This is a genomic window from Nonomuraea sp. NPDC050680 (genome assembly GCF_040654555.1).
Classification (GTDB): Bacteria; Actinomycetota; Actinomycetes; order Streptosporangiales; family Streptosporangiaceae; genus Nonomuraea.
Window position 1 is genome coordinate 468,929 of record NZ_JBFAIF010000003.1, and the last position, 20,105, is coordinate 489,033.

The 20,105-nt window shown below is 69.5% G+C and carries 22 protein-coding genes and 1 tRNA gene; 14 read left to right on the forward strand and 9 right to left on the reverse strand.

Features of this window, described 5'->3' with window-relative positions; translation table 11 throughout:
* Nucleotides 1–55: 55 nt before the first annotated feature.
* A complete protein-coding gene (locus AB0H88_RS13375) occupies nucleotides 56–652 on the forward strand; it encodes a nucleotidyltransferase (RefSeq protein WP_357643918.1) in 597 nt (198 codons plus the stop codon).
* Nucleotides 653–780: 128 nt separating this feature from the next.
* Here AB0H88_RS13375 and AB0H88_RS13380 read toward each other — a convergent pair whose 3' ends face one another.
* On the reverse strand, nucleotides 781–1,125 hold the full coding sequence (locus AB0H88_RS13380; RefSeq protein ID WP_357643920.1) for a PRC-barrel domain-containing protein: 345 nt from the start codon (nucleotides 1,123–1,125) through the stop codon (nucleotides 781–783).
* A 187-nt stretch (nucleotides 1,126–1,312) separates the two neighbouring features.
* Here AB0H88_RS13380 and AB0H88_RS13385 point away from each other — a divergent pair, with 187 nt between their 5' ends.
* The 5 genes from AB0H88_RS13385 (at nucleotide 1,313) to AB0H88_RS13405 (ending at nucleotide 7,137) form a co-directional block, all read left to right on the forward strand.
* Nucleotides 1,313–2,137, forward strand: a complete 825-nt coding sequence (locus AB0H88_RS13385; RefSeq protein ID WP_357643922.1) for an SAM-dependent methyltransferase — start codon at nucleotides 1,313–1,315, stop codon at nucleotides 2,135–2,137.
* 217 nt (nucleotides 2,138–2,354) lie between these two features.
* Complete coding sequence (locus tag AB0H88_RS13390) at nucleotides 2,355–3,326, forward strand: EamA family transporter (protein ID WP_357643924.1); 972 nt, start codon at nucleotides 2,355–2,357, stop codon at nucleotides 3,324–3,326.
* 155 nt (nucleotides 3,327–3,481) lie between these two features.
* A complete protein-coding gene (secA2, locus tag AB0H88_RS13395; RefSeq protein ID WP_357644764.1) occupies nucleotides 3,482–5,674 on the forward strand; it encodes an accessory Sec system translocase SecA2 in 2,193 nt (730 codons plus the stop codon).
* A 45-nt stretch (nucleotides 5,675–5,719) separates the two neighbouring features.
* Nucleotides 5,720–6,094: a VOC family protein gene (locus AB0H88_RS13400; protein ID WP_357643926.1), complete on the forward strand. Its 375-nt coding sequence runs from the start codon at nucleotides 5,720–5,722 to the stop codon at nucleotides 6,092–6,094.
* A gap of 155 nt (nucleotides 6,095–6,249) precedes the next feature.
* The gene (locus AB0H88_RS13405) at nucleotides 6,250–7,137 is read left to right on the forward strand and encodes a DMT family transporter (RefSeq protein WP_357643928.1); all 888 of its coding nucleotides are present in this window, start codon (nucleotides 6,250–6,252) and stop codon (nucleotides 7,135–7,137) included.
* Between the two features lie 7 nt (nucleotides 7,138–7,144).
* On the opposite strand, the gene AB0H88_RS13410 is transcribed toward AB0H88_RS13405, so the two are convergent.
* Both AB0H88_RS13410 and AB0H88_RS13415 read right to left on the reverse strand, forming a co-directional pair.
* Nucleotides 7,145–7,711, reverse strand: coding sequence for a hypothetical protein (locus AB0H88_RS13410; protein ID WP_357643930.1), 567 nt, complete (start codon nucleotides 7,709–7,711; stop codon nucleotides 7,145–7,147).
* Between the two features lie 13 nt (nucleotides 7,712–7,724).
* A complete protein-coding gene (locus AB0H88_RS13415; protein WP_357643932.1) occupies nucleotides 7,725–8,303 on the reverse strand; it encodes a GNAT family protein in 579 nt (192 codons plus the stop codon).
* Between the two features lie 107 nt (nucleotides 8,304–8,410).
* Here AB0H88_RS13415 and AB0H88_RS13420 point away from each other — a divergent pair, with 107 nt between their 5' ends.
* The 3 genes from AB0H88_RS13420 to AB0H88_RS13430 are packed head-to-tail and all read left to right on the forward strand — an operon-like array spanning nucleotide 8,411 to nucleotide 11,861.
* Entirely contained in the window at nucleotides 8,411–9,613 is a 1,203-nt protein-coding gene (locus tag AB0H88_RS13420) for an acyl-CoA dehydrogenase family protein (protein WP_357643934.1), read from the forward strand.
* The gene (locus tag AB0H88_RS13425; protein WP_357643936.1) at nucleotides 9,610–10,773 is read left to right on the forward strand and encodes an acyl-CoA dehydrogenase family protein; all 1,164 of its coding nucleotides are present in this window, start codon (nucleotides 9,610–9,612) and stop codon (nucleotides 10,771–10,773) included. Before AB0H88_RS13420 ends, AB0H88_RS13425 begins: the two co-directional genes overlap by 4 nt.
* Entirely contained in the window at nucleotides 10,770–11,861 is a 1,092-nt protein-coding gene (locus AB0H88_RS13430) for an acyl-CoA dehydrogenase family protein (protein WP_357643937.1), read from the forward strand. The genes AB0H88_RS13425 and AB0H88_RS13430 overlap by 4 nt, the downstream gene beginning before the upstream one ends.
* Nucleotides 11,862–11,927: 66 nt before the next feature.
* Here the strand turns inward: AB0H88_RS13430 and AB0H88_RS13435 are convergent, their stop codons facing one another.
* Nucleotides 11,928–12,518, reverse strand: coding sequence for a TetR/AcrR family transcriptional regulator (locus tag AB0H88_RS13435; RefSeq protein WP_357643939.1), 591 nt, complete (start codon nucleotides 12,516–12,518; stop codon nucleotides 11,928–11,930).
* A 170-nt stretch (nucleotides 12,519–12,688) separates the two neighbouring features.
* Between AB0H88_RS13435 and AB0H88_RS13440 the strand changes: the two genes are divergently transcribed.
* Nucleotides 12,689–13,453, forward strand: coding sequence for a nuclease-related domain-containing protein (locus AB0H88_RS13440; RefSeq protein ID WP_357643941.1), 765 nt, complete (start codon nucleotides 12,689–12,691; stop codon nucleotides 13,451–13,453).
* A 17-nt stretch (nucleotides 13,454–13,470) separates the two neighbouring features.
* Here the strand turns inward: AB0H88_RS13440 and AB0H88_RS13445 are convergent, their stop codons facing one another.
* Both AB0H88_RS13445 and AB0H88_RS13450 read right to left on the reverse strand, forming a co-directional pair.
* Nucleotides 13,471–14,832, reverse strand: coding sequence for a VWA domain-containing protein (locus AB0H88_RS13445; RefSeq protein ID WP_357643943.1), 1,362 nt, complete (start codon nucleotides 14,830–14,832; stop codon nucleotides 13,471–13,473).
* On the reverse strand, nucleotides 14,829–15,665 hold the full coding sequence (locus AB0H88_RS13450; protein WP_357643945.1) for a MoxR family ATPase: 837 nt from the start codon (nucleotides 15,663–15,665) through the stop codon (nucleotides 14,829–14,831). The genes AB0H88_RS13445 and AB0H88_RS13450 overlap by 4 nt, the downstream gene beginning before the upstream one ends.
* 100 nt (nucleotides 15,666–15,765) lie before the next feature.
* Between AB0H88_RS13450 and AB0H88_RS13455 the strand changes: the two genes are divergently transcribed.
* Nucleotides 15,766–15,839 (forward strand) — tRNA-Lys (locus AB0H88_RS13455).
* Between the two features lie 220 nt (nucleotides 15,840–16,059).
* On the opposite strand, the gene AB0H88_RS13460 is transcribed toward AB0H88_RS13455, so the two are convergent.
* From AB0H88_RS13460 to AB0H88_RS13470, 3 genes are all read right to left on the reverse strand, one after another.
* Nucleotides 16,060–16,557, reverse strand: coding sequence for a universal stress protein (locus AB0H88_RS13460; RefSeq protein ID WP_357643948.1), 498 nt, complete (start codon nucleotides 16,555–16,557; stop codon nucleotides 16,060–16,062).
* 39 nt (nucleotides 16,558–16,596) lie between these two features.
* A complete protein-coding gene (locus tag AB0H88_RS13465; RefSeq protein WP_357643950.1) occupies nucleotides 16,597–18,027 on the reverse strand; it encodes an MFS transporter in 1,431 nt (476 codons plus the stop codon).
* Nucleotides 18,028–18,169: 142 nt separating this feature from the next.
* Complete coding sequence (locus AB0H88_RS13470) at nucleotides 18,170–18,394, reverse strand: hypothetical protein (protein ID WP_357643952.1); 225 nt, start codon at nucleotides 18,392–18,394, stop codon at nucleotides 18,170–18,172.
* Nucleotides 18,395–18,572: 178 nt separating this feature from the next.
* Between AB0H88_RS13470 and AB0H88_RS13475 the strand changes: the two genes are divergently transcribed.
* From AB0H88_RS13475 to AB0H88_RS13485, 3 genes are read left to right on the forward strand one after another with little or no spacing between them, the layout of a single operon-like run.
* On the forward strand, nucleotides 18,573–18,854 hold the full coding sequence (locus tag AB0H88_RS13475; protein ID WP_357643954.1) for a metal-sensitive transcriptional regulator: 282 nt from the start codon (nucleotides 18,573–18,575) through the stop codon (nucleotides 18,852–18,854).
* A 22-nt stretch (nucleotides 18,855–18,876) separates the two neighbouring features.
* The gene (locus tag AB0H88_RS13480; protein ID WP_357643956.1) at nucleotides 18,877–19,089 is read left to right on the forward strand and encodes a cation transporter; all 213 of its coding nucleotides are present in this window, start codon (nucleotides 18,877–18,879) and stop codon (nucleotides 19,087–19,089) included.
* Nucleotides 19,086–20,054: a hypothetical protein gene (locus AB0H88_RS13485; protein ID WP_357643958.1), complete on the forward strand. Its 969-nt coding sequence runs from the start codon at nucleotides 19,086–19,088 to the stop codon at nucleotides 20,052–20,054. Before AB0H88_RS13480 ends, AB0H88_RS13485 begins: the two co-directional genes overlap by 4 nt.
* Nucleotides 20,055–20,105 lie beyond the last annotated feature (51 nt).

A 20,105-nucleotide genomic window follows, 5' to 3' on the forward strand; every position in this document is an offset into this window, starting at 1 on the left:
CTACTCCGCTGCGCGGGTAACGCCTACTTGTCGATCGTCCGGGTAGCCCGATCCCATGAGCAGCCATGGTCACGCGGTCACTGATGCCATTCTCGACACACTCAAGCGCGCCAGTTCGGGATTGAAGGACGCTGGGGTGAAGTTCGCCCTGGCGGGCGGCTGCGCGGCCTATGCCAGGGGTGCGGCTCCCTCGTTGCACGACGTCGACTTCGTGCTGACCGAGCACGACGTGCCGGCCGCGCTGGAGGCCCTGCGGGGGATCGGTTTCAAGACCGCCAAACCCCCGGAGGACTGGCTGGTCAAGGCCTTCGACGAGGACCGGCTGGTCGATCTGATCTTCCGGGTGTCCGACCAGGCGATCACGGACGAGCTCCTCGACCGGGCCGAGCCGATGACGGCGTCGGCGGTCATCGTGCCCGTGCTGGAGGCGACCGACCTGGTGATCTCGTGGCTGTTGCCGCTGTCGGAGCACGCCTGCGACTACGGGGCGCTGCTGCCCCAGGTGCGGGCCCTGCGCGAGCAGGTCGACTGGCCTCGGGCGGCCGCCGTGGTCGCCGGATCGCCGTACGCCACCACGTTCATCACCCTGCTCGAACGCCTGTCCGTACTGGAAGCGCCGGTGCGGGCGAACGGCGACCCGCACTGGCCGTGACCGTGCGACGCGACGGCGGCCGAGATGGCGGCCGCCGTCGGCGGCTGAGACGGCGGGCATGACGGTGGCCGTGAGACGGCGAGAGCCGCGCCCGGGGTCGGGCGCGGCTCTCGACTCGTGCGCGGAGCTTAGTGCGGGAAGTGGCTGTAGTAGTCGCCCAGCCGCGTCCTGTACTCGGGCTCCTTGAAGCTGCCCTCGTCGAACTCGGGCGCGTCCTTGATCTCGGCCTTGGTACGCGAGACGTAGACGTTGCGCTCCTGCGGGTCGATACGTGTGACGACCTTGGCGGGGAGCATCACCTTCTTGCCGAAGATCCACGGACCGGTGTCGACGATGATGTAGCTCTCGCCGACCTCGTACGTGGCGTCATCGACGGACCCGATCTTCCCGTCCGTCGCCTGGACGTGGTAACCCACGAGGTCCAGACTCTGGCCGCGGTTGTAGACGTCAGGCTGATAGTCCCAGAGCTCCATGGCTCATCCTCTCTCCGTCTTTCGTCTTTTCTCGGGCAGGCCCTCCGCTACCCCGCCTATGGCGGCTAAACACCGCGCGTTCAAGCGCCTGACGGCTCCCTGGCGGCGTCCCGTCGACCTGGCCAGCAGTTTCGGAATGGCCGGGCACCGGATAACATCCGCGTCACAGCTGGGTGAAAGGGGACAGGTGACTCTCGGGTCCGAGTGGGCGCCTCCCGGCGTGGACAGCACCACGCCGAGTGTCGCGCGCGTGCACGACGCCCTCCTGGGCGGCACCGAGAACTTCGCCGCCGACCGGGCCATCGCCCGCCGCCTGAAAGAGGCGGTGCCCGAGGTGGTGAACCTCGTCTGGTGCGACCGCGCGTTCGTCGGCCGGGTGGTCGACTTCTTCGTCCGTGAGGCCGGGATCCGGCAGATCATCGACCTGGGGTCCGGGCTGCCCACGATCGAGAACACCCACGAGGTCGCCCAGTTCGCCGACCCCTCCGTGCGGGTCGTGTACGTCGACTCCGACCCCATGGTCGAGCCGCACGCGCGGGCGATCCTCAACGGGAACGAGAACGCGCTGGCGATCACCGAGGACGCCAGGGACGCGGCGGCCGTGCTGCGGCATCCGCGGCTGACCCGGCTCATCGACCTCTCGCAGCCCGTCGGGCTGATGGCGATCGGGCTGCTGCACCTGTTCCCCGACAGGGACGATCCGCACGGGCTGGTCAAGAGGTACATGGACGCCCTGGCGCCGGGGAGCTACCTGGCGGCCTCCAACATGCTGGCCTCGGCCAGCCCGCAGGCCCAGGCGCTGGAAGCGATGCTGCACGCGACGATGGGGACGGGCTACTTCCGGTCGCGGGAGGAGGTCGAGCGCTTCTTCGACGGGCTGGTGCTGGAGGCGCCCGGGGTGGTGCACTTCCCGGAGTGGCGTCCTGACGAGCGGTTGCCGGGGCCGTTGGCCACGTGGGAGGCGCTCCTGCTGGGCGGCGTGGCGCGCAAACCCGCCTCGGCTGTCCGCTGATGTCCGGGAACCGGCCGTCGACGCCCAGGAACCTGGCTGAATCGCGGTGGATTGCCGGCGCTAGAGTGGTCGTCGTGCCGCGTCGACTGATCTGTTCCCCTCCGCCCGCCGAGTAGCGGGCGGCTTTTCCCGATTTTTCCGGATCTGACCAGATCTGGGGGTGGCTGCTGCCCGCACGCCGGGCCCACTTCCACCACTCCATCCGGAGAGATCAGTCATGTCCCATGTCTCCGCGCGGCGGGGCGTCTTCTTCATGTCCGTGGCCGCGACCGCCTGGGGAACCGGCGGCGCCGCCGGCTCCCTGCTCTTCCAGACGGGCGAACTCGGCCCCGTCGACGTCTCGTTCTGGCGCTACCTTCTGGGCGCTGCCTTCCTGTACGTCACCACCCGCCTCACCGCGACCGCCGTTCGGCCGGGTGATGTCGGCGGGCGTCGGTCTTCCCTGCTGGGGGCGCGTTTCGACCGGCGGGTCCTGGTCGTCGGGGTCGGGATGGCCGTCTATCAGACGGCCTATTTCGGCGCGATCGCCCAGTCCGGCGTGGCCATCGCCACGGTGGTCACGATGGGCGCCACACCGCTGTTCACCGCGCTGGGCGGCCGCTTCCTCCTGCGGGAGCGCATCGGCCGCGCCACGCTCGCCGCGCTGGCCGCGGCGCTGGGCGGCCTGCTCCTCCTCACCGGGGAGAGCGCCTTCGCCGGTGCGAGCGTCCTCTCCGGGGAGAGCGCCGTCTCTTTCGGGAGCGTCGGCGCCGGGCGGCCGGCCGGGATCGTGCTGGCTCTGGTGTCCGCGGCCGGGTACGCCGGTGTGACCCTCTATTCGCGCCACCATCGCGACGACTCCCAGCGCACGGCCATGGGCGGGTTCGCCGTCGCGGCCGCCTGCCTCGCCCCGTTCGCCCTGGTCGATGGCGTGCTGCCGGCGGCCGGGGTGGTCCCTGTCGCTGTGCTGCTCTACCTGGGCGCCGTGCCGACCGCGCTCGCGTACGGGCTGTTCTTCCGCGCCCTGACCGCGCTCAACGCCACGACCGTCTCCATCATCTCGCTCGGCGAGGCGGTCGGCGCGGCCGTGCTCGGCGTGGTGCTGTTCGGTGAGCGGCTCACGCCCATGGCATGGTGCGGATGCGCGTCGCTGCTCGCGGCGGTGGTGGTTCCGGCCGTACAAGCAGGCCGTACTACAGACAAGGATTAGTGGTCGCGGAGCGGAGTGGCGATTGCGGCCCTCCTATGAGTTAGGGTCCGGTACGGCGATGCTTGCCGTACCGTCGCTCCGCTCCCGATTGAGCGCACTTGACACTAAATGGGAACGGCGCTGACAAAGCATGCGTTGGAGGGATTGTGGCGTCGATTTCCGGAATAGTGAGAAACCTCCTGGATCGTCCAGGCGGGGTGAACCTCAGTCCGTACAAAAAGATCGTCAAGGCGGCGGGCGAACGAGCCGAGCGCATCGGCGCGCTCGAAGAGTTGCCCGAGCCCACAATGGATGATCTGGCGGAGTTCTGTGCCGTGGCGCGGGAGGCCGCCGACCGGACGCTCGGGCTCAGGCCGTACGACGTGCAGCTTCTGGGCACGCTCGCTCTCCTCGACGGGCAGATCGCCGAGATGGCGACCGGTGAGGGCAAGACGCTGTCGGGGGCGATGGCCGCGGCCGGCTACGCGCTGCAGGGCAAGCGGGTGCACGTGATGTCCGTCAACGACTACCTGGCCAGGCGCGACGCCGAGTGGATGACGCCGTTCTACGAGGCGATGGGCGTCACGGTGGGCTGGATCGACCAGAACTCCACGCCCGACGAGCGGCGCGCGGCCTATGCGAAGGACGTCACGTACGGACCCGTCAGCGAGATGGGCTTCGACGTGCTGCGCGACCGGCTGCGCACCGACGCGGCCGAGATCATCGTGCCCGCGCCCGAGGTGGCGCTGGTCGACGAGGCCGACTCGGTGCTCGTGGACGAGGCGCGGGTGCCGCTGGTCATGGCGGGGGCGGCGGACGAGGGCAGCGCGGTGCCGGAGATGGCCGCGCTGGTCAGGCAGCTGATCCGGGGCTACCACTACGAGATCGACGACCAGGCGCGCAACGTCTACCTGACGACCAAGGGCGCCGACAGCGTCGAGGGCATGCTGGACGTCGAGCTGTACGACGAGAACGAGCCCGGCACGCTGATCGAGCTCAACCTCGCCCTGCACGCCCATGCCCTGCTCACCCGCGACGTCGACTACATCGTGCGCGATGGCAAGGTCCAGCTCATCAACCCGTCACGCGGCCGGGTGGCCGTGCTCCAGCGCTGGCCCGACGGCCTGCAGGCGGCCGTGGAGGCCAAGGAGACGCTGCCGCCCAGCGAGAAGGGCGAGATCCTCGACTCGATCACCGTCCAGGGCCTGATCCGGCGTTATCCGCAGATTTCCGGCATGACGGGCACGGCGGTCGCCGTCAGCGAGCAGCTCGGCGAGTTCTACGGGCTCAAGGTCGCGGTGATCCCGCCCAACCGGCCGTGCGTCAGGAAGGACGAGCCGGACCGCATCTATCCGACCGTCCCGGACAAGGACGCCGCGCTGGTCGAGGAGATCCAGGAGGCGCACGCCACCGGCCGGCCCATCCTCATCGGCACGCTGGACGTGGCGGAATCGGAGAACCTGGCCAAGCTCCTGCAGCGGCGCGGCATGGAGCCCGTCGTGCTCAACGCCAAGAACGACGCGGAAGAGGCCGCGATCATCGCCAAGGCCGGCGAGCGCGGCGCGATCACCGTCTCCACCCAGATGGCGGGCCGCGGCACCGACATCCGGCTCGGTGACGGCGTCGCCGAGCTGGGCGGCCTGTACGTGATCGGCTCGGGCCGCCACGCGAGCAGCCGCCTGGACGACCAGCTGCGCGGGCGCGCGGGCCGTCAGGGCGATCCCGGTGCCTCGGTGTTCTTCGTCAGCATGCTGGACGACCTCATCACCCAGTTCGTCCCCGACGAGCGCCCCCCCGCGGCCGACGCCGACGGCCTGGTACGCCACCGCCGCGGCCCCTACCTCGTGGCCCACGCCCAGCGGGTCGCCGAGGGCGTGAACCTGGAGATCCACCGCAACACCTGGCGCTACACCCGCCTGCTGGAGCAGCAGCGCGAGCTCATCCTGGAGTGGCGCGACAAGGTCCTGCACGGCGACTCGGCGGCCAAGGCGCTGGCCGAGGCAGACCCCGAGCGCTGGGCGGCGCTGCCGGAGGACACCCGCGACGAGAGGGCCAGGCAGATCGTGCTGCACGCGATCGACCGCTGCTGGACCGAGCACCTGGCGTTCCTGACCGACCTGCGCGAGGGCATCCACCTGCGGGCGCTCGGCCGGATGAACCCGATCGACGAGTTCCACCGGGAGGCCGTGGCGGAGTACAAGTCGCTGCTGACGGAGGTCGAACGCCGTTCGGTCGAATCGTTCGAGGCGCCGGAGCCCGACCTCAAGCGGCCCACCGCGACCTGGACGTATCTGGTGCAGGACAACCCATTCGGTACGGAGTGGGACAGGATCCTCAAGCGTGTGACATCGGCCACGCGTCGCGGCTAGGCGTACCTGACAGAAGATGGCAGGTATGGCTGCGACCCTTCAACCATGACAACTCACGCGAAGCTCATCGCCTTCACCATCGACTGCGCCGAGCCCAAGAAGCTGGCGGAGTTCTGGCACCAGGTGACCGGGCTGGACATCCAATATTCCGAGGACGAGTACGCCGCGGTGGGCGACGGGACGACGAACATCTACTTCGGCCGCGTCGCCGACCGCAAGCCGGTGGAGTGGCCCAGCCCGGACAAGCAGTTCCATCTCGACTTCCGGGTGCCGGATGTGGAGCGAGCGGTGGCGGAGTACATCGCGCTCGGGGCGACGAAGCCCGCGTTCCAGCCCGGCATCACGGAGGAAAAGGTGGGATGGGTCGTCATGCAGGACCCGGAGGGGCACCTGTTCTGCGTGTGCCCTGAGCAGTCCTGACTCCCGTTGGATCCGCCGTGCGGAAGCCCGGGTCGGCACGGCGGATACGTCCCTGATGGGGAGCCTTTTGGCCTAAAGGATGATTGCAGCACTTAGCTTCCCTCATAAGCTGGTGCAATGCTCTTGGAAGGATCCCTGTCCCTGCGTGGGCGACGATGACCTGGGTCGGCCTCGTGATCGCGCTGGCGGGGGCGCTCGGATACGCGTTCGGTGCGGCGCTGCAACAGTACGAAGCCGTAGCGGAGGGCGCCTCCTTCAGACTGGTGAAGCGCCCCCGCTGGTGGATCGGCGGCATCATCGGCTTCACCGGCGCGTGCCTGCACGCCGTGGCGCTGAGCTTGGCGCCACTGGTCGCCGTGCAACCGATCAGCGTGGCCACTCTGGTGTTCGCGGTGCCGCTGGCCGCGCTGATGTACGGCCGCCGCCCGTACAAGGCGGAAATCCTCGGTTCCATCGCGGTGGCGGTCGGGCTGCTCTGGCTCATGGTGCTGCTTCCGGCGCACAACGTGACGCCGAGTCTCGGCGACGGGGCCGCCGTCGGGTTCATCGTCGTGATCGGCCTGATCGTGCTGGCCGCCGAGCTGATCGCCAACCGGCTGAGCGGACCCAACAAGGCCCTCATCCTCTCCGTGGGCGCCGGCGCGGTGACCGCGAGCGTGTCCACGTTCGTCCGGGCGGTCGGCGGCAGCATGCAGGGGGACTGGGGCAGGCTGTTGCACTGGTTCACACTCGCCATCCCCGTGTTGCTGGTCTGCGCGGTCGTGCTGCTGCAACGCTCGTACGCGGTGGGCTACTTCGGCATCGCGTACGCGGGCGTGCAGGTCGTGGACCCGATCACCTCGGTGCTCGCGGGAGCGATCCTCCTCGGCGAACCCCTCCCGGCCAACCCCTCCACCGCGATCCCGGCCGTGCTGGCCGCCGCGCTCACCATCGGCGGGACGATCACCCTCGGGCGGCTGGCCCCTGACCACTCCAAGCAGGTCCCGGTGGACGCCACGCGAGAATCTCGTTCATTGACCACGACCTCATCAGATCTGGTGTGACTCCGAGCTAGCACACCGGTCGATACGGCACCTCGGACAGATAGCGGTCCCAATCAGTCGGGGACGGCCCTCCGTACCGGCCGCAGAATGCGGGGCCGTACGCCGCGAACACCAGCAGCCTGCCCCAATCCCGCACATCGCCGGGCGGCCCGCTCCCGTCAGCCGCGGTCCCGAGCCCGACGAGCCGCGGCCCCTCGCCCCCCAGGACGACCCGGTCCGGCGTCAGCCCCCCGTGCACCGCCCCGGCCTCGTGGATCGCCGCCAGCGCCGTCGCCGTGGCCGCCGCCAGCCGATACAGGTCGTCCCCGCCGTAGGGCCCCCGCCGCCCGACCACCTCCGCCAGCGTCGGCCCGGGGACGTACTCGCTGACCAGATACGGCGCGTCCCCGTCGAGGCAGGCGTCCACCACCCGCGCCACGCACAGCGACCGCACCCGCAGGGCCGCCTTGACATGGCCCGGGGGCCGCGCGGGGAGGAGGGTGAGCGCATATCGAGTGCCCGACTCGTCGTAAGCGTCATGGACGGCACCGCCGAGCCGGGAGCCTAACCAGTAGCCCCCCAGCCGGTCAGTCATGCGGCCCTTTCGGCTAACGGATCAGGCGAGCTCGGTGGTCCGGCCACTCCTCTTCGAGGATGCCGAAACAGACCGTGTCACGCCAGGTGCCGTCCGGCCTCCTGCGCTGGCGGCGCAGCGTCCCCTCGTGCACACCGCCGATGCGCTTGATGGCGTTCTGCGAACGTAGGTTGAGGACGTCCGTCTTGAGCAAGACGCGGTTGTAGCCCAGCTTGTCGAAAGCGTGGTCGATGAGCAACACCTTGCAGGCGGTGTTGACAGCCGTACGCCAGACCGTCCGGCCGTACCAGGTCCAGCCGATCTCGATGCTCTCCTCGAACCCGGGCACGTCGCCGTACGTGGTCCAGCCGACGGCCAGTCCCGACGACCTGAGCACGACCGCGAACGGGATGTGCCTGTCATCCGAGATGAGGCCCTGGGCGAGCTCCGCCAGCTCCGGCTCCGCCCGCGGCGGCTTGGCGGGCATCCAGCGCCAGACCTCCTCATCCCCGCCGCCGGCCAGGAACAGGTCGGGAATGTGCGCCATGGTCAGCGGCTCAAGGCGGACGACGTCGTTCTCGAGCACCACAGGGGAGGGCAGGTTCGCGGTCATAGCGGTCACCCTAAAAGAAGATCCGGATCGTCTTTATGGCCACCTGCGCCGGTTTATCGGCGACCACCTGTCGACACTCATACCGGCCGGTCGGTAGGCTCCGAGGTATGGACTTCGCCTTCGACAGCGTCACCGAGGACCTGCGTGAGCGCCTGCTGCTCTTCATGGACGAATGCGTCTATCCGGCCGAAGCCGCCTTCGAGGAGCAGGCCGCGACCAGCGGATGGAGCTCACCGCCGCTCGTCGCCGACCTCAAGGACGAGGCCAGGAAGCGCGGCCTGTGGAACCTGTTCCTGCCGGGAGAGCACGGCGGAGGGCTGACGAACCTGCAGTACGCGCCGCTGGCCGAGATCATGGGCCGCAGCCCCAACCTCGCCCCGGTGGCCACCAACTGCGCCGCGCCCGACACCGGCAACATGGAGGTCCTCTCCATGTTCGGCAACGAGTGGCAGCGCAAGGAGTGGCTGCGGCCGCTGCTCGACGGGGAGATCCGCTCGGCGTTCGCGATGACCGAGCCCGACGTGGCCTCCTCCGACGCCACGAACATCGCCACCTCCATCGCCCGCGACGGCAACGAGTACGTCATCAACGGCCGCAAGTGGTTCATCTCCGGCGCGATGAACCCCGACTGCAAGATCTTCATCCTCATGGGCAAGACCAACCCCGATGCGCCCAAGCACCGCCAGCAGAGCATGGTCCTGGTGCCGCGTGACACGCCCGGTATGCGGATCGAGCGCGGCATGCACGTGTTCGGCTACAGCGACGCCGACCACGGCGGCCACGCCGAGATCGTCTTCGAGGACGTTCGGGTGCCGGTCGACAACCTGATCGGTGAGGAGGGCGGCGGCTTCGCGATCGCCCAGGCCAGGCTCGGGCCGGGCCGCATCCACCACTGCATGCGGCTGATCGGCATGGCCGAGCGCGCCGTCGAGCTGATGTGCCGCCGCGCGCTGGCACGTACGACGTTCGGCAAGCCCCTCGCCCAGCAGGGCGTGATCCAGGAGTGGATCGCCGAGTCCCGCATCCGGATCGAGCAACTGCGGTTGCTCGTGCTCAAGACGGCCTGGCTCATGGACACCGTCGGCAACCAGGGCGCCCACACCGAGATCCAGGCCATCAAGATCTCGACCCCGATCGCCGTGGAATGGATCCTGGACAAGGCGATCCAGGTGCACGGCGCGGGCGGTGTCTCGCAGGACTTCCCCCTGGCGGGGCTCTGGGCGGGGGCCAGGTCGCTGCGCCTGGCCGACGGGCCCGACGAGGTGCACAAGCGCTCACTCGCCTACCGCGAACTGAAGAGGTACATGTGAACGAGGCGGAGATCAAGGACCGCGTAGCCGCCCTCCTGGGCGCGAACGACCCCCGTGGCGACCGGCTGGAGTTCCTGCGGGCCAGGTTCGACGCCGGGCTGGCGTGGGTGTGGTTCCCCGAAGGGCTCGGCGGGCTGGGCGTGTCGCGTGACCTGCAGCAGGTCGTCGAGCGGGAGCTCGCCGACACACCGCAGCTCAACACCGGCGTGCAGGGCATCGGCCTGGGCATGGCGGCGCCGACGGTCCTGGCGTTCGGCACCGAGGAGCAGCGGCGCCGCTTCCTGCGGCCGCTGTGGACGGGCGAGGAGATCTGGTGCCAGCTCTTCAGCGAGCCGGGCGCCGGGTCCGACCTGGCGACGCTGGCCACGCGGGCGGTCAGGGACGGCGAGGAGTGGGTCGTCGACGGCCAGAAGGTCTGGACCTCCGGCGCGCACCACGCCCGGTGGGCGATCCTCGTCACCCGTACCGACCCGGACGTGCCCAAGCACCGCGGCATGACGTACTTCATCTGCGACATGCACGCGCCGGGCGTCGAGGTGCGCCCGCTGCGGCAGATCACGGGGGAGGCCGAGTTCAACGAGGTGTTCCTGACCGGCGTGCGGCTCTCCGACGACCTGCGGCTCGGTGAGGTCGGCGACGGCTGGCGGGTCGCCCAGACCACGCTGATGAACGAGCGCGTCGCGATCGGCGGCGCTCCCGTACGACGCGGCGGCGGCATGATCGGGCCCGTGCTCGACACCTGGCGCGAGCACCCCGAGCTGCGCACGCACGACCTGCACCAGCGGCTGCTGTCGCTGTGGGTCGAGGCAGAAGTGACCCGCCTGTCCGGAGTACGGCTGCGCGAACAGCTCGTCGCCGGCCACCCCGGTCCCGAGGGGTCGGGCATGAAGCTGTCGTTCGCCAAGCTGAACCAGGAGCTGTCGGGCCTCGACATCGAGCTCAGACGCGACCTCGGCTACGACGACTGGACCTTCCGCCGATCGGAGGACCTCGACTTCTACGGGCGTGGCGCCGGCTACCGCTATCTGCGCGCCAAGGGCAACTCGATCGAGGGCGGCACCTCGGAGATCCTGCGCAACATCATCTCCGAACGGGTGCTCGGCCTGCCCTCAGAACCCCGCGTCGACAAGGACGTCCCTTGGAAGGACCTGCCACGATGACCCTGCTGTACTCGGAGGTCGAGGAGGAACTGCGCGCCGCCGTGCGCGGGGTGCTCGCCGACCGCTGTCCGCCGGCCGCGGTGCTCAAGCGGGTGGAGTCCGACCCCTACGACCTCGACCTGTGGAAGACGCTCGCGGGGGAGATCGGGGTGGCGGGCCTGCTGGTCCCCGAGCAGTACGGCGGGGCGGGCGCGTCGGCCCGTGAGGTCGGTGTCGTGCTGGAGGAGCTCGGCCGGGGTGTCGCGCCGGTGCCGTTCTTCACCAGCGCCGTGCTGGCCACCCGGGCGCTGCTGGCGACGGATCCGGCGGACCGGCTGGGCGAGCTGGCCACGGGGTCGGCCGACCTGCTGGGCGGACTGGCGGAGGGCCGGACGACCGCGGCCCTGGTGGTGTCGTTCGCCGCCTCGCCGTACCGGCCGGGGCGGGGCTCGTCGGTGAGCCTGGACGGCGGGCGGCTGTCCGGGACCGTGTCCGCGGTCGCGGGGGCGGAGGTGGCCGACGTGCTGCTGGTGCCGGTCGGCGGCGAGCTGTACGCGGTCGAGGCCGCCGACGCCGCCGTCCAGGTCGTACCGTCGCTGGACCTGACCCGTCCGGTCGCGACGGTCACCTTCTCGGCGGCGCCCGCGCGGTCGCTGGGCCCGTGCGACCTGGCCGAGGTGCTGCGATCCGGCGCCGGGCTGCTCGCCTCCGAGCAGCTCGGGGTGGCGGAGTGGTGCCTGGACACCACGCTCGCCTACGTCAAGGAACGCCACCAGTTCGCCCGTCCGGTCGGCTCGTTCCAGGCGATCAAGCATCGGCTGGCGGATCTCTGGCTCGACGTGGTCAGGGCGCGGGCCGCCGCCCGTGCCGCGGCCGGTGACGGCTCGGCCGTGACGGTCGCCGTGGCCCAGGCGTGGAACGCTGGTGTGGCCGTACACGCGGCTGAGGAGGCCCTGCAGCTGCACGGCGGGATCGGGATGACCTGGGAGCATCCCCTGCACCTCTACCTCAAGCGCGCCAAAGCCACAGAGACGGCGCTCGGCACACCCGGCGACCACCGGGAGGCGCTGGCCTCACTCGCCGACGTGCCCGGCCCCGAGGGAGTGTAGGCGCCTCACCCGCCAAGGTCCCCGGGGCACCGGCCTCACTCGCCGAGGTGCCCGGGGCGCCGGGCCTCATTCGCCGAGGTGCCCGGCCCCGAGCGAGGTCAGCAGGAGGTCGGCGAAGTGCTTGCCCACCTGGGCGCCGGTGAGCGGTCCGTCCGTGTGGAACCAGCTGCCCAGGTGGTGCACCGAGCCGAAGAAGTAGTCGACGACCAGCTCGGCCGGGACGCGTTCGCTGAACAGCCCCTCGCGCTGGCCCTCGATCACCAGGTCGCGGAAGCGCTCGTGGTAGCGGCGGCGCTCGGCGCGTACGGTCTTGCGTGTCTCGGGCGCGAGCAGGTGCATCGAACGGAAGAAGATCTTGGAGTCGTCCAGGTTCGCGGTGGTGGTCTCGACGACGTCGGCCGCCGCCGCGTGCAGCCGCTCGGCGACTGTTCCTGGGCCGTCGGCGATCTGGGCCAGGCGCTCCATCTGCATGCGCAGCACACGCGCGTAGATCTCGTGGAGGAGATCATCCTTGGAGTCGAAATAGTGGTACATGGCGCCCTTGGTGACGCCGGCGGCCACGACGATCTCCTGCACGGAGGCGCCCTCGAAGCCCCGCTCCGCGAACAGCCGGGTCGCCTCGCTCAGCAGCCTCCTGCGTACCGGTTCTTCCTTCACGTGTCACAGCATACCGACTGGTCGGTTGATGGACTTCCGGCAGGTGCTATTTCCGTCACCTTAGGGTCCCCTTGCTTCCGTTGGGGCTAGGTGGGGTATTAATTGACTCAGCGAGGGATCTTCGGCGTGGCAGATCCTGATGGTTCAGCGACTCATTGGGGGAGTTAGCCGTGCCTGGTGGCTCGATCTACGTGCAGCAGGACGAGAAGTTCACTGGGGCCTCGCCTCAGTGGTACTACGAGAAGTTCTGGCGGGAGGACGCCAACAACCGCAAGCGGTCAAGGATGATCAAGGCGGGCGTGGGCCTCGTGGCCGGCATCGGCCTGGCGCTCCGGTTCGATTTGGCGCTCACCGCCTTCTACGGCGTCGCCGTCGCGGGGATCGTGGCCGGCGTCGACTGGTATCTCGCCTGGCGCTCCTTCCACGCGACCGCGGTCTGGCGAGGCCGGCGGCGCGGTGAGGTGATCACCGGACGGATGCTCCGCCGCTCCCTCGGCAAGCTCGGCTACAGCGTCCTGGACGGCCGGGCCATCAGAGATCAGGCCTCCATCGACCACCTGGTGATCGGTCCCGGCGGCCTGTGGGCCATCGACAACGAGTCGTGGAGCCCTGACACCGAGATCGCCACCTACAACGGGCGGCTGTTCTTCGGCGAGAAGTACGGCACCAAGGTGGCCAAGTCTCTCGCCGAGACCTCCAACGCCTTCGCCGAGCTGCTGACCCGCGAGACCGGCATCCCGGTGACGATCACACCGCTGCTCGCCGTGCACTGCGGCCTGCTGCCGCGCGGCGGCCAGGTCACGGCGGAGGGCCTCACGCTGCTCAAGCCGAGCCTGGCGGCCCGGCGCATCAAGGCGACCGCCGGCCAGGTGCTCGACGAGCAGCAGATCGAGCTGCTCACCCGCACCGCCGCCCGGGAGCTCCAGCGTGCCTGATCCCGTTTCGGGCCTGCTTAGGCCAGATCCTGGATGAACGCGCTGAGCTGGGCGACGTTGCGGCACTCGTACATGGGCACGACCGCGTCGTAGTCGGTGGCGATGGAGTCGCCCGTGTCCCACTGCTGCCGGGGCTCGGGGTTGAGCCAGTAGGCGTGGCGGGCCTTCGCGGCCAGGGCGCGCAGGGTGTCGAGGGCGGCCGGCTGGTAGTTGGAGCGGGCGTCGCCCAGGATCAGCAGCGAGGTCTTGGGGCCGATCGCGTCGCCGTAGCGCTCGGCGAAGCGCTCGAAGGAGTGGCCGTAGTTCGTCCGCCCGAAGCGCACCATGTCCGCCTCGTTGGCCAGCCGGGTCATCGCCTCCACCACGTCCGCGCCGGGGACGAAGAAGCGGGTGATCTCGTCGACGGTGTCCACGAACCCGAACGCCCGTACCTTGGTGAACTGCTCCCGCAGCGCGTACGTGAGCAGCAGCGTGAAGTGCGCGAACGACGAGACCGAGTCGCTGGTGTCGCAGAGGATCACCAGCTCGGGCTTGTGCGGCCGGGGCGGCTTGAAATGGGTGGTCAGCGGGACGCCGCCGCTCTGCAGCGAGGCCCGCATGGTGCGGCGGAAGTCGAGCCGGCCGCGCCGGCCCTTCCTGTGCTTGATCGTCAGCCTGGCCGCCAGGCGCCTGGCCAGCGGGTAGACCTCGCGGCGCAGCCTGGCCAGGTCCGCCTTGGTGATGCGCAGGAAGTCGAGCTGGTCGAGCGGGGGGCGCACGGCCGAGCGGGCGATGCGTTCGACGCCGGAGTCCTCGGCGATCCGGCGGCGTACGTCGGTGGCGACCGCCTCCTCGAAGCGCTTGATGCCGGTGTTCACCCGCTGGCGGGCGGTCTTCTCGGCCAGGCCGCCGCGCTCCTGGCCGGCCAGGACCTCCTGGAGGATCCGGGCCATGAGCGTCTCCGGGGACAGGGCGCGCAGGACGCTGTAGGAGAACCAGTTCTGGCGGCCGGGACCCGCCGGCTGGCGGCCGAAGCGGCCGACCATGGCCCTGGCGAACTCCCGCATCTCGGCCTCGCCGCTACTGGTGAGCAGCCGGGCCAGCTGGTCGCGCAGCTCACCGACCTCGGCCGTGTCCTCATTTATTGTGCTTACTTGGTAAAGGCCGGACGTCGATGACGGGAACCACAGGTCGAACAGCATGTCGAACCCGGGACGGTACCCCGGCTTCTTGACCAGCGTCGCCGCGTAGGCGGCGCGCAGCGACTCGCGCTCGGTCAGGTCGATCACCCGCAGCGCCCGCGCCGCGTCGAGCCCCTCGGCCAGCGACACGGGCAGCCCCGCCTCGCGCAGCGCGTGCACGAACCCGACATGCCTGTCGACCAGCGAGGTGTCACTCATGAGGGCAGCCCGAGCTCCTTGACCGCGCGTGCATGGTCGGAGGCGTGCTTGAGCACCACGCCCAGCGTGCCCGCCACCGTCGGCTCGTCCAGCTCGTCACGCCCGAGCGCGAGCAGCGTGTTGGCCCAGTCGACCGTCTCCGCCACCGACGGCGCCTTCTTCAGCTCCATGGCCCGCAGCGTGGCGACGGTCCTGGCCAGCTGCTCGGCCAGGTCCGCGCGGATCGTCGGCACCTGGCTGAGCACGATGTCGCGCTCGCGTTCGGGCGTCGGGTACTCGATGTGCAGATACAGGCAGCGCCGCTTGAGCGCCTCGGACAGCTCGCGGGTCGCGTTCGAGGTCAGCACGACGTACGGCTTGCGGACCGCGCTGATCGTGCCCAGCTCCGGGATCGTCACCTGGAAGTCCGACAGGAGCTCCAGCAGCAGCCCCTCGACCTCCACATCCGCCTTGTCCGTCTCGTCGATGAGCAGCACGGTCGGCACCCCGGCCCTGATCGCCTTGAGCAGCGGCCGCTCCAGCAGGAACTCCTCGCTGAAGATGTCGTCATCGGCGCTCGTGGCCTGGATGCGCAGGAGTTGCTTCTTGTAGTTCCACTCGTACAGGGCCCTGGCCTCGTCGAGCCCTTCGTAGCACTGCAACCTGACCAGCTGGGCGCCGGTCGCCTGCGCCACGGCCTTGGCCAGCTGCGTCTTGCCCACCCCCGCGGGCCCTTCGACCAGCAGCGGCTTGCCGAGGGCGGCGGCGAGGAACACCGAGGTGGAGATGGCGTCGTCGGAGAGATAGTCAACGGCGGCGAGCCGCTCGGTCACGTCGGCGGGCGAGTCGAACATCGATGCTCCTGTCTGCTTGCCGAACTTTATTCTAGCGGCTGGCAGGCGGGTGATACCGATTCGACCAGGATGCGGAGTGCCGGTATATTCCTCTCTGCAAGCGCCGCTAGCTCAGTTGGTTAGAGCAGCTGACTCTTAATCAGCGGGTCCGGGGTTCGAGTCCCTGGCGGCGCACTGCACGGAAACCCCGGCTCACTTTCCTGAGCTGGGGTTTCTCGTTTTTCACATGGCTCTGGCCGAGCCGAGGCGCTCTCGTGGATGCTCTCCGGCACGTGGTGTCCGGCAGTGACCGCGACGGCGAAATCTGGAGATTCCGCTACGCCGGCAGCTGATCCGTCCAAGCCTGTGATCTCCCGGCTCCCTGGAACGGGGAGCCGGGAGCTCGGCAGGCGTCTCAGCGAACGGCGCGATGCTGAGTGTGGCGACGGGCGTCCGCGAGCGGCTTGGACGGGATGACCAGTGTGGGCCTGCCCGAGGTGTGGACCACATGGGTGGAGGTGCTTCCGGCGACAAGTGCCCGTAGTCCTTGCCGGCCTCGTGAGCCGATCACGATGAGCGAGGCGTCGATCTCCTCCGCGACATCGGCGATGGCGTCGGCGACGGTCTCCTCGGGGATCGAGGCGACCCGCGGTTCGGCCTTCAGCCCGAGTCCGCGGGCGAGATCCGCGCCTTCGGTGGCCAGTCGTTCGGAGGCGTCGAGGGTCTTGTCGTCGAAGTCGCGCAGCTCTTCCAGGGCGGGGTGGCCTTCCAGGTGTGCGGCGAGGCTCTCCAGTGGCTGCCGGGCGTAGAGGACCACGGCGGGGGCGCCGGGGAAGAGCCGGGCGGTCTCTTCGAGCGCATGGCGGGCGCCGGATGAGCCGTCGTAAGCGATGAGGATCGGTGCGGCGGTCATGGGTTACTCCTTGAAAGCGGGGCTCACAGAGCAAGGTGGTCAGTGGCCGCTGTGCGTGGTGGCGGGCTCGGCCGCGGCCGGCTCGGTGCGGTGGGAACGCAGCGTCAGCCCGGCGAGCAGGGCGCCGATGGCGGCGATGCCGGCGGCGCCGATGAAGGCGGAGGAGAAGCCGTTGGTCAGGGCGGGCAGGTTGCCGAGTTGTCCGGCGCCGTTGGCGGCGGCGACGGCGGTCATGGCGGCCAGGCCGAGGGCCGAGCCGACCTGGTAGCTGGTGTTGACGATGCCGGAGGCCAGGCCGCCTTCCTCGGGGCGGGCGGAGGAGATGGCGGTGCCGAGGGAGGGGATGAAGGCCAGGGACATGCCGAGGGCGGCGACGAGGCTGGCGGGCAGCACGTCGGCGGCGAAGCTGCCGTTCGGGCTGATCAGTGACAACCACCCCATGCCTGCGGCGAGCAGGGCCAGGCCGGTCACGGTGGTCGCCTTGGGGCCGAAGCGGCCGATCGCGCGGGGCGCCAGGACGATCATGCCGACCATGATGAGGACGGTCATCGGCACCAGCGCCGCGCCGCTCGGGAAGGCGCTGTAGCCGAGGACCTGCTGCAGGTAGAGGTTGAGGAAGAACCACATAGGGATCCACGCGCCGCCGAGCAGCAGTTGGGTCAGGTTGGCGGCGGAGAGGTTCGGGGCGCGGAAGATCGACAGTCGCATGAGTGGTTCGCGGCGGCGGGCCTGGATCGCGACGAAGCCGCCGAGCAGGGCCACGGCGCCGGCCAGCACGAGCCAGGTCTGCGCGGAACCCCAGCCGATCTCGGGCGCCCGAACGATGGCGTACACGGCGGAGGCGAGGCCGGCGGTGACGGTCAGCGCGCCGACCACGTCGATGGAGCCGCGCTGGGACTGTACGGCGGGCATCAGCGGCTTGTTGGCCAGCAGGACCACGATGGCGATCGGGATGTTGATGTAGAAGATCCAGGGCCAGCTCAGGTATTCGGTGATGACGCCGCCGAGGAAGACGCCGGCGGTGCCGCCCGCCGGGGCGGCGGCGCCGTACAGGGCCATGGCCTTGGTGAGCTCCTTGGGGTCGTGGCCGAAGAGCATCATGAGCAGGGTGAGGGCGGATGGCGCGATCAGGGCGGCGCCGGCGCCCTGGATCACGCGGCCGGCCAGCTCGACCCACACCTCGGGGGCGATGCCGGCGACGAGCGAGCCGGCCAGCAGGATGACCCAGCCGGCGCCGAACACGCGGCGGGCGCCGAACAGGTCGGACAGGCGGCCGCCGAGCAGCAGCAGGCCGCCGAAGGCGACGACGTAGGCGTTGAAGACCCACGACAGGTTCTCCTGGGAGAAGCCGAGGTCTTCCTGGATGCGGGGAAGGGCCACGCCGATGATCGACGTGTCCATGATGACGATGAACTGGGCCAGGGCGATCAGCGCCAGGGCGGCCCAGCGCCGGGGAGATGGTGCGGACATCAGCAGTTCTCCATGCGATACGGGGGTAGGGTATGCGAGTCGCAAACGTTTCCGCGAAAGGCGGGTTCGTGTGCGACACGGGGTGTTGGTGGCTTAATGAATACCACCGGGGGGTATCTGTCAAGTGCTGCCGGCCCGCTTCTTACCGACGTCGAAGTGAGGCGAGGGCGATCACCGCTGATGGAAGCACCAGGGCGAAGCCGATGGCCATGCCCACCGTGAGTCCGACAAGTTCCTGGATCCAGCCGAGTGCCACGTACAGCGCGCCCCCGAGGGCGGCCGACATGCCCAGGACCATGCCGGCCGCGGTCGCCGGTGACTCCGGAGCCAGGTCTTGTGCGATCACCACGTTGATCGGACTGCTCACGTACAGGAGCGCGCATGCCAGGGCGGCTGTCGGGTCCCGTCGAGCACGCCCGGCCTGCGCATCACATGTGGCATCTCATCCTCCCGGATTTCGTCAGCCCTGTTGGGCTTCTGTTGTCCCGGAATACTATAGGGGGGTATGGTGTTGTTCCCGGCGACGAAGGATGGGAGGTCCGGACATGGCCGGATACGGCGGAACCAAGAAGGATCACGCGATGCGGTTGCGCCGCGTCGAGGGCCAGGTCCGCGGCCTGCAGCGCATGGTCGAAGACGACAAGTACTGCATCGACATCCTCACTCAGGTGTCCGCGGCGACCAGCGCGCTGAAGTCGTTCTCCCTGTTGCTGCTGGAGGAGCACCTGGCCCACTGCGTCGCCGAGGCCACGCGGAAGGGTGGCCCGGAGGCCGATGCGAAGGTCAAGGAAGCCACCGACGCCATCGCCAGACTTGTCCGTTCCTGATCGACCTTGAGGAGAGACCGATATGAGCACTGCCACCTACACCGTCAAGGGCATGACCTGCGGCCACTGCGTCAGCTCGGTCAAAGAAGAGGTCAGCGAAGTGGACGGCGTGACCAACGTCGAAGTGGACCTGGCCACCGGATTGCTGACTGTTGACAGCGAGAGCTCCATTGAACCGGCGAAGATCGTCGCCGCGGTCGAGGAAGCCGGATACGAAGTGGCGAATCAGTCATGAACACCGCAGCCAAGCTCGGCGCCTACGTCCTGGGGCTGGCGGTCGTCTTCGGCGGCGCCCTCGGGGCGGGCAAGGCGGTAGGGCCGGTCGGGACGCCCCCGGCCGAGGATCACAGCGCCATGGCGGCGCCCACCGCGAGCGCGGGTCACGACCAGCACGCCACCCAGCAGGCCAGAAGCGATACCCCTGGGGGGCTCCAAGTGTCCGAGAACGGTTACACCCTCGTCCCACTCACCGAGGCACTCAAGCCCGGTGAGCCGGCAGACTTCCAATTCACCGTGACCGGTCCCGACGGCAAGCCGGTCACCGACTACAAGGTCGAGCACGACAAGAAACTCCACTTCATCGTGGTCTCCCGCGACCTGGGCAGCTTCCAGCACCTGCACCCCACCGAGGCGGGCGACGGCGTGTGGTCGGTCAAGCTGACGCTGCCGGACGCGGGCACGTACCGAGCCTTCGCCGACTTCTCACCGACCGGCGGTGAAGCCCTGACACTGGGCACCGACCTGACGGCGGCGGGCGACTACGAGCCCAAGGCTCTGCCCCAGGAGAGCCGCACCGTGACGGTCGACGGATACACCGTCACCCTTGACGGAGACCTGGCCCCCGGGCAGTCGAGCAAGCTCACGTTGAAGGTCGCCAAGGACGGCAAGCCGATCACCGACCTGCAGCCCTACCTCGGCGCCTACGGTCACCTGGTGGCCCTGCGCGCCAAGGACCTGGCCTACCTTCACGTCCACCCGGACGGTGAGCCCGGCGACGGCAAGACCCCGGCGGGCCCCGAGATCGTCTTCTACGCCGAGGTGCCCAGCACCGGCGACTACCGGCTGTTCCTGGACTTCCAGCACAACGGCAAGGTCCGTACCGCGGACTTCACCCTTCGCGCCGGCGAGCAGTCCGCCCTCCTCAAAGCGACTCCGACGGCCACCCCCAGCGGCCACAGCGCTGATGGCCACAGCCACTGAGCGAGAGAGCGGAGTGAGAGAGCGGAGTGAGAGAGCGGAGTGAGAGAGCGG

Coding starts and splice junctions, on each gene's coding strand:
- AB0H88_RS13375 (WP_357643918.1), top strand. CDS start 56: ATGAGCAGCCATGGTCACGCGGTCACTGATGCCATTCTCGACACACTC.
- AB0H88_RS13380 (WP_357643920.1), bottom strand. CDS start 1,125: ATGGAGCTCTGGGACTATCAGCCTGACGTCTACAACCGCGGCCAGAGT.
- AB0H88_RS13390 (WP_357643924.1), top strand. CDS start 2,355: ATGTCCCATGTCTCCGCGCGGCGGGGCGTCTTCTTCATGTCCGTGGCC.
- AB0H88_RS13400 (WP_357643926.1), top strand. CDS start 5,720: ATGACAACTCACGCGAAGCTCATCGCCTTCACCATCGACTGCGCCGAG.
- AB0H88_RS13405 (WP_357643928.1), top strand. CDS start 6,250: ATGACCTGGGTCGGCCTCGTGATCGCGCTGGCGGGGGCGCTCGGATAC.
- AB0H88_RS13410 (WP_357643930.1), bottom strand. CDS start 7,711: ATGACTGACCGGCTGGGGGGCTACTGGTTAGGCTCCCGGCTCGGCGGT.
- AB0H88_RS13415 (WP_357643932.1), bottom strand. CDS start 8,303: ATGACCGCGAACCTGCCCTCCCCTGTGGTGCTCGAGAACGACGTCGTC.
- AB0H88_RS13420 (WP_357643934.1), top strand. CDS start 8,411: ATGGACTTCGCCTTCGACAGCGTCACCGAGGACCTGCGTGAGCGCCTG.
- AB0H88_RS13430 (WP_357643937.1), top strand. CDS start 10,770: ATGACCCTGCTGTACTCGGAGGTCGAGGAGGAACTGCGCGCCGCCGTG.
- AB0H88_RS13445 (WP_357643943.1), bottom strand. CDS start 14,832: ATGAGTGACACCTCGCTGGTCGACAGGCATGTCGGGTTCGTGCACGCG.
- AB0H88_RS13450 (WP_357643945.1), bottom strand. CDS start 15,665: ATGTTCGACTCGCCCGCCGACGTGACCGAGCGGCTCGCCGCCGTTGAC.
- AB0H88_RS13460 (WP_357643948.1), bottom strand. CDS start 16,557: ATGACCGCCGCACCGATCCTCATCGCTTACGACGGCTCATCCGGCGCC.
- AB0H88_RS13465 (WP_357643950.1), bottom strand. CDS start 18,027: ATGTCCGCACCATCTCCCCGGCGCTGGGCCGCCCTGGCGCTGATCGCC.
- AB0H88_RS13475 (WP_357643954.1), top strand. CDS start 18,573: ATGGCCGGATACGGCGGAACCAAGAAGGATCACGCGATGCGGTTGCGC.
- AB0H88_RS13480 (WP_357643956.1), top strand. CDS start 18,877: ATGAGCACTGCCACCTACACCGTCAAGGGCATGACCTGCGGCCACTGC.
- AB0H88_RS13485 (WP_357643958.1), top strand. CDS start 19,086: ATGAACACCGCAGCCAAGCTCGGCGCCTACGTCCTGGGGCTGGCGGTC.